This is a genomic window from Pseudomonas sp. PA-5-4B, assembly GCF_021606215.1.
GTDB classification, from domain to species: Bacteria; Pseudomonadota; Gammaproteobacteria; order Pseudomonadales; family Pseudomonadaceae; genus Aquipseudomonas; species Aquipseudomonas edaphica.
The window spans coordinates 1-7733 of record NZ_WKDB01000126.1 but is presented as its reverse complement, the minus strand read 5'-3'; the positions used below and the strand labels follow the sequence as shown (position 1 = coordinate 7733).

The 7733-nt window shown below is 58.7% G+C and carries 6 protein-coding genes; 1 reads left to right on the top strand and 5 read right to left on the bottom strand.

All coding sequences use genetic code 11. The annotated features are described in order from the left end of the window. Positions 1-265: 265 nt before the first annotated feature. The 5 genes from GIW28_RS30305 to GIW28_RS30285 form a co-directional block, all read right to left on the bottom strand. On the bottom strand, positions 266-1240 hold the full coding sequence (locus GIW28_RS30305) for an NAD(P)-dependent oxidoreductase (protein WP_099548225.1): 975 nt from the start codon (positions 1238-1240) through the stop codon (positions 266-268). Beyond that, the gene (locus tag GIW28_RS30300; protein WP_056859255.1) at positions 1237-2529 is read right to left on the bottom strand and encodes an MFS transporter; all 1293 of its coding nucleotides are present in this window, start codon (positions 2527-2529) and stop codon (positions 1237-1239) included. The genes GIW28_RS30305 and GIW28_RS30300 overlap by 4 nt, the downstream gene beginning before the upstream one ends. A 45-nt stretch (positions 2530-2574) precedes the next feature. Beyond that, positions 2575-3516 (bottom strand): sugar kinase, encoded by a 942-nt coding sequence (locus tag GIW28_RS30295; protein WP_138454017.1) that lies wholly within the window; start codon positions 3514-3516, stop codon positions 2575-2577. Beyond that, positions 3509-4291, bottom strand: coding sequence for a sugar phosphate isomerase/epimerase family protein (locus GIW28_RS30290; RefSeq protein ID WP_017137535.1), 783 nt, complete (start codon positions 4289-4291; stop codon positions 3509-3511). The genes GIW28_RS30295 and GIW28_RS30290 overlap by 8 nt, the downstream gene beginning before the upstream one ends. 87 nt (positions 4292-4378) lie before the next feature. Then, complete coding sequence (locus GIW28_RS30285) at positions 4379-5437, bottom strand: LacI family DNA-binding transcriptional regulator (RefSeq protein ID WP_186618091.1); 1059 nt, start codon at positions 5435-5437, stop codon at positions 4379-4381. Between the two features lie 246 nt (positions 5438-5683). Between GIW28_RS30285 and GIW28_RS30280 the strand changes: the two genes are divergently transcribed. After that, positions 5684-7657, top strand: a complete 1974-nt coding sequence (locus GIW28_RS30280) for a hypothetical protein (RefSeq protein WP_236447390.1) — start codon at positions 5684-5686, stop codon at positions 7655-7657. Positions 7658-7733 lie beyond the last annotated feature (76 nt).

Here is a 7733-nt window from a genome sequence, read left to right as displayed (position 1 = left end):
GGGGTAAACCGGCAGGGATGCCGGTTTAGCCGCGCTGGGCCAAGGATGGCCCATCGCGGCGGCCCCCCAAATCACTGTCGGATTGCGGGCATGCCGAGCCACAGCGAGGCACCGAGTGTTGGGGCGAAGACCTTTTGCTTACTTTTGGGTCTTTCCAAAAGTGAGCCGCCGTAAGGGCGGAACCCTAAGTGGCCGTTACCGCAGCAACGGATATGTACACAACAGCATCTAAGTCACCGACCCCGCCGACTGACCCACCGCAATCTCAAGCATACACACTCGGATTAACCAGATTGTCCGGCCGCTCCCCACCCAGCGCCATCAGCAAATTTTCCACCGCGCAAGCGGCCATCGCCTCCCGCGTCTCGTGGGTCGCCGAACCGATATGCGGTGTAGCCACCACATTGTTCAAGCGCAACAACGGCGAGTCATGACTCAACGGCTCGCGCTCAAACACATCCAACCCCGCCGCCCGAATCGTGCGTTGTTGCAGCGCCTCAACCAGCGCCGCCTCATCCACCACCTTGCCACGCGAGATATTGATAAAAATCGTCTCCGGCCCCATCAACGCAAACTCACGCGCGCCAATCAGCTTTTCGGTTTCAGCCGTGAGTGGCAAGGTCAGGCACACAAAGTCAGCCTGCTGCAACAACTCCGGCAAGCTACGAAACTGCGCCCCAAAGCGCTCCTCTACCCGCGGTTTTGGCGAATGACTGTGGTAAATCACCGGCATACCAAAACCGAAATGCCCACGCTGAGCCAGGGCTTCGCCGATGCGCCCCATGCCGATAATGCCCAGGGTCTTGCCATGCACATCGGTGCCAAAATGCGCCGGGCCGATGTTCTTGCTCCACTGCCCGGCACGCACCATATCGGCCAGCTCGACCACCCGGCGAGCGGTGGCCAGGATCAGCGCGAAGCCGGTATCCGCCGTGGTTTCGGTAAGCACATCCGGCGTATTGCTGAGCAGGATGCCGCGTTGGGTCAGGTAGTCGATGTCGTAGTTGTCGACGCCCACCGACACACTGGCCACCGCTTCGAGCTTGGGCGCCAGGTCGAGCAGCCTGGCATCCAGGCGCAGGCTGGCACCCAACAAACCATGGGCACCAGGCAAGGCGTCACGCAGCCTGGCGAGGCCGGGTTCGTCGAGGGCGTCAATCAGGGTCACGTCGACGTGTTCGTGCAGGCGGGCCATCAATGGCGCGGAGAGTTTTTTGTACAGGACCACAGACTTTTTCATGAGGTTTTTACCTTCAACTCCAGGGTTGGCACCGGCACGCGATCACTGGCGCCGGGCTTGAGGAAAATCGTCAGCACCACGGCAAACATCAGCGCGCCGCTCATCAGCAAGTACGAGGCGCCGGGTGAGCCGGTGCTGCTATTGAGGTAACCGACCAGGTACGAACCGCCGAACGAGCCCAGCGCGCCCATGCTGTTGATCAGCGCCATGGCGCCGCCAGCGACGTTGGCCGGGAGGATTTCCGGGACGATGGCAAAGAACGGACCGTAAGGCGCATACATGCACGCCCCGGCGATGACCAGCAGGGTGTAGGACCACCAGAAGTGCTCAGCGCCCAGCGCGTAGGACGCGTAGAACGCGATAGACGCGATCAGCAGCGGCGGCCACACAAAACGTTTACGTTTTTGCAGCTTGTCCGAGCCCCACGACACCGCCAGCATGCCGATCACCGCCGCCAGGTACGGCAGCGCCGAGAGCCAACCGGCTTCGACCATGTCCATCTGCAAACCGGCCTTGAGGATCGACGGCAGCCACAATACGAAGCCATACACGCCGATGCTCCAGCAAAAAAACTGCAGCGCCAGGATGATCACCTTGGGCGAACGAAAGGCTTCGGCGTAGTTCTTCACCGCCTTGATCCCGACCTGTTCGGCGGCCAGGGCGCTTTGCAGGTCTTGTTTATGCTGCTCGCTCAGCCACTTGGCGTCGGCGGGTTTTTCATCCGCCAGCTTCCACCAGATAAACGCCCAGATCACCGCCGGCAGGCCTTCGATGATAAACATCCAGCGCCAGCTGAAGTGCTGCACCAGATAGCCCGAGACCACCGACATCCACATCATGGTGACCGGGTTGCCGAGGATCAGGAAGGTGTTGGCCCGTGAGCGTTCGGCACGGGTAAACCAGTGGCACAGGTACACCAGCATCGCCGGCATCACCGCCGCTTCGACCACGCCGAGCATGAAGCGAATGGCGATCAGCATATAAGCGTTGGACACCACGCCGGTAAGCGTGGCCAGGCTGCCCCACAGAATCAGGCTGACGAAAATCAGCTTTTTAACGCTGCGTTTTTGCGCGTAGATCGCACCTGGCACCTGGAAGAAAAAGTAGCCAAGAAAAAACAGCGCGCCCAGCAACGACGACATGCCGGGGGTGATCATCAGGTCTTCGGCCATGCCGGAGGCAGCGGCGAAGCCGTAGTTGGCGCGATCCAGGTATGCCAGGCTGTAGGTGATGAACACGATAGGCATGATGTACCACCAGCGACGGGTGGCGAGTTTCACAGTTTCCATGGGGTTGCTCCTGAGCTTGTTGTAGTTGTGGCAACAGGGAGTGGGTCATGCAACAGATCGGCTGGGTAATTCAGAGCGGGTGGGTAAACCTTCCATATCACCCCGGCTTTGCACGGCGCGGCTGCCGATCCAGTTGCCGCGCTGTACTGCCTCGGGGAAGCTCAGGTTTTCGAGCAGGGCGCTGATCATGCCGACGGCAAAACCATCACCGGCACCCACGGTATCCACGACGGTTTCCACCGGCACGGCGGCAATAAAGCCTTGGTCCATGTGGGTGCGGTAGTAGGCGCCGTCCGCGCCCAGCTTGATTGCCACGGCTTCGGCGCCCTGGTCGAGGTAGAACGCGGCGATGTCGGCCGGGTCGTCAAAGCCGGTGAGCAGGCGGCCTTCGCCCAGGCCCGGCAACACCCAATCGGCCAGGGCGGCGAGGGCGTTGATCTCGCCGACCATCTGCGCTTGGCTGGCCCATAACGACGGGCGCAGGTTCGGGTCGAACGACACGCTGCGCCCGGCCTTGCGCATCTGCGTCATCAGTTCCACGGATAGCTCGCGGGTGGCCGCGGACAAGGCGGGCGGGATGCCGGTGGCATGCAGGTGGCGCGCTTGCAGCAAGGCGGGGCTGATCGCGGCAATCGACAAGTGGCTGGCCGCCGAGCCTTTACGGAAGTACTCCACCTGCGGGTCGGCGCCGGCTTCTTCGCGGGACTTGAATTGAAGGCCGGTCGGGTGCAGCGGGTCGACCGCCACATGCCGACAATCCAGGCCTTCGTTCTTCAGCGTGTCGACCACAAAGCGCCCCAGGGAATCGTCGCCGACACGGCTTAGCCACGTCACATTGAAACCCAGGCGCGACAGGCCGATGGCGACATTGCTGTCGGCCCCGGCAATGCGCTTGTGAAACTGCGCCACCTGGGCCAGGTCGCCGGTCTGTTCGGCGACAAACATCGCCATGGTTTCACCAAACGAAAGGATATCGATCTCAGACATGGGCATTCTCCGCGCGGGGCTGGCCAAGGAGGGCGAGGGCGGCGACCTGCTGTGCGGTGACGGCAACCAAGTCGTCGCCTTGCAACGGGAATTCCACGGCCCGGGTAATACCTTGAGTCATATGTTTGAGCAGTTGTTCCCACAGATGCAGGTCGGTGGCGCCGGGCGGCAAGGCCACCAGCTTGCCGTCCTGGCGACGCGCCACGGCCTTGCAGTGCAGGTAATCCACATGGCGGCCCAACAGCCGCGCGGCAGTGAGCGCGGATTGGTCCTGCCACTGCCAGTTGCCGATGTCGAAGGTCATTTTCACCGGCAAGCCCAGGCGTTCCACCTCAGTGAAGAAGCGTTGCATTGGCTCGATGCGCCCACCGTGCAGGGTCTGGTCGTTCTCCACCAGGAGTTTGACCGGGTGGCGGTTGAGCAGGGCGTGCAGGCTTTGCAGGTCGTTGGTGTCGGTGAAATAACCGAGGGAAACCTTCAGCCAGCGCGAGCCGAAGGCTTGGGCGCGGTCCAGGGTTGCACTGAGTTCAGCGTTGGGCTGGGCGCGCCCGGCGATCCAAAGTTCTAGGGGCGATGAGTACACCGATTCCAGGCCGTTTTCGGCAGCGGCCTGGGCGAGGTCGGTGGGTTGTTCGGTGGTCAGCAGTTCTTCGCGCCACTCGATGCGCTGGGCGCCGGCGGCACTGAGCAGTTCGACAAAACTCAATTGGCCAAGCGTGCGTACCAGGTCGGCACCGTAGCTGGATAGGCTGATGGAAACGGGGTATTTATGCATTGTTATGTACCTCTGAAACCGGTTTCATTTTTATACGAAAAACCAATGTGGGAGCTGGCTTGCCTGCGATGGCGGTGTGTCAGGCGACTACGGCTTCGCCTGACAGACCGCCATCGCAGGCAAGCCAGCTCCCACAAGGGATTGGGTGGAGCCACGGACGATCAGTTCGGGCAAAAAATCCAGGGTACGCGGTGGTGCGTCATCGCCGCGCAAGCGTTTAAGCAGGCAGTCAAAGGCGCTGGCGCCAATCGCGTCGGTGGGTTGGGCGAGGGCGGTGATGCCGTTGCCCACCAGCGGGTACCAGTCGAGGTCATCCAGGGCAATCAGGCCGAAGTCATCAAAGAGGTTGCGGCCCAGCGCTTTGAGCGCGTGGGTGCAGGCCAGCGCAGCCACGCCATTGGCGCAGAACAACGCCTTGGGGCCTGGCTTGGCCAAGAAAGTGTGCAGACGGTTTTCCAGCCTGTCATCGAGTTCCAGCACCGCGCCGGTCAACGCTGGCCGGGCCGCAATTTCCGCCGTGAAACTCGCCTGACGTTCCAGACGTGAACTGGTGCCATCGGCTTTTTCGCTCACTAGCAACAGGTCGCGATAACCCTGCTGTTGCAGATGCTCCACCGCAATACGCACCGCCGCCGGGTTATCCAGCCCCACCAGGTCACTGTGCAACGGCTCGACCTTGCGGTCCACCAGCACCAGAGGCATTTCGCGCTGCAACTCCAGCAGTTGGTCAAGGTGGTGGCCAAGGGTGTTCACGATCAACCCTTCGATGTTGTACGAACGCAGCGCCGCCAGGTGCTGGCGCTCTTGCTCGTCATCGCGGTCGGTGTTGCACACCACCAGGCTGTAGCCATGCTGGCGGCAGGCGGTTTCGACGCCGTGCATCACGGCAATGGAGTAGGGGTTGCGGATATCGGCTACCAGCATGCCGATCAGGCGTGTGCGGCCGCGTTTCAACCCGCGTGCCATCTGATTGGGGCGGTAGCCGAGTTCGCTGATCGCTTGCTCGATACGCAAGGCAATCGCGTCCGAGAGCAGGGCGCGGTCCTCGCCGATAAAGCGCGACACGCTGGCTTTGGACACGCCGGCGCGTTCGGCGACGTCGAGCATGGTCACGCGGCTGCGCTGGGCGGCGGAAAAAGGAGTCACGGTGGCAGGCCTTTCTTATTGGAGGTGGTGACGTTCTGAAACCGGTTTCAGGAGACCTCATTCACGAAACAACGTCAAGTGTCATTCAGCGCGCGGCAAGCGCTCATTCGCGCGTGCAACCGACGAATGGCGGTAAGACCTGTTAGTTCTGACAGTATCGGGAAGTTACCAACGGGTATTCAATCAACGTCACAGCCTTCAATAAAAACCAGTGACCGGCGCAATGTTGCTGTTACGGAGAATGATATGAGCACCCCCCCAACTAATAGCAATGTTCAAACCAATAGCGCCACAGGTTTGCCCGACGGCACAGTTGTGACCGCCGTGCCTCAAGCCCCCTTGCCAATCGTTGAGGGACGATTGGCAAGTGGTGTGATTCCAAAACGCTTATTGGATGATGATCTTCTCGTATGGATACCCGGCCCATGGATTGAACTGACCAAGCCGGGGGCCGTTGATTATATTGTTCATGTTTTGCATCAGGAGGGATTAGCGCTGCCTGTTTACGTTGAACCAATACCGGTCGTGGGAGAGTTGTTTCCCGGCGACTTTCCACTGCCGACGTATATTCCTAGCAGTTTGCTGCTGAATGACGGTGTCTTCAATCTTTCTTATCGCATACACACTGACCAGCCCGACGCACCGGTGGCCAATTTCTCGCCCCCAGTCAGGATTATTATCGACCGCAGTGCGCCGGGTAAAGGCGAGGTGCTTAAGGCGCCGGTGTTTTCAAGTGCAGTTATTACTAATCCTGATCTGGATAATAATTTGACACTGGATGTCGTGGTGCCGGGCGATTATAAGGTTCGCGCCACGCTTGACGAAATATTTCTGTGGTTTATGAGCAGCAATTCAAATCCGACTGGCTTACCGATTCACGTTGAAAAAATAGTTGCTACTACAGGTGCAATTATTTTGAAGGTGCTGGTATCGGAATTTCGCAAGTTTTCAGGTGCGCAAGAATTGTTTGCGGTGTACCGGGTCAAGGATGAGGGGGGTAACATCAGTCAACTTTCCACACCCGGAAGTGTCTTGCTGAGTCTAACGCCACTGCCCGGCAATTTGCCCGTGCCTACGGTGCCTGCGTTTGATTTTGATCAACTCATCAAACGTGACGATGCGCGTAATATCGTCTCGTTTGGCATCAGCAGCTACACCAATTTTATACCTGGGGATCTCTGTATCCCTGAATTGGCGGGTGTTAAACTTCCGCCGATACCTGTCACGTCATTTCCGTTTACCGGAACCTTGACCTGGCAGCAGCTGATTGCCAACGGCTCCGACCTGCAACGAAAGGACAAGGTGCCGTTTCGCTATTACATTAGACGTGCTTCCGACACGGTGGGCCCTGGGACGCTGTCTCCGCTGAAATTGCTCAATATGGATTTCACGGTATTCGGCCGCGATCACAATCAGGCGCCAGCGTTACTTAACCCACTGTTGGACTTGGCCAATCTCTATGGCGCGGTGTCCAATACAGCCAATAAACTGGACAGTCGCGACAGTATCGACGCTGTCAGAGTGGAAGCGCGCCTGTCCGGTAACCCGCAAGTCGGTGACATGCTGTTGCTGTACTGGCCGGGGCAGGCAGCGCCGGTGGCAACCTATACCGTCAAGTTGGGTGACACCGCTGGCGCCCTTATCGTTTTTGATAATCGCATTAGCTGGTCGATCATACAGGGCGGTGGTAATACGACTGCCCCCGTGTATTACGTGAGCACTAACGGCGTTAACGAGCAACGATCGGGTAATCAAAGTGTTGTCGTAACCATCACGCCGCCTATAAGTTTTCCAAAGCCCACGTTCCCTCAAAATATAAATCATCCTAATAAAATTATTAGTTGCACACCTGGCTTTGGCCCCGACGGCAAACCAATCCCGCTTCCCTGGGAGGTATTTCAGATGCAGGTGACGCCCGGAGTCGGTATAGCCCCAGGGGATGTGTGTACGCTGTCGTTCCAAGGGTACGCTAATTACCCGGATCGCAACCCGATAGCGTCGACAGCCCTTATCCTGAGTCATACGTGGGGCGTCAATCAAGTGTCCCATACTTTTGAAATTACAGATTATCAAAACATAATCAAACCGCTGAGGGACTATGCCGGCGCCTCTGCAAAATATAGTGTTTTTCGAAACCACGGATTAATAGGTGTATCGAAAGTCGGGTATGTGCAAGTTGACCTTAAATATCCGACTGGGAAGTATTGTGGGCCGGCCTAGCGTTGCATAAACCCATTCACGAAGGTCGAAGTGTAGGTGGCAGTGAGGTAAGTGGCGTGAGGGGGCTTTAGTATCC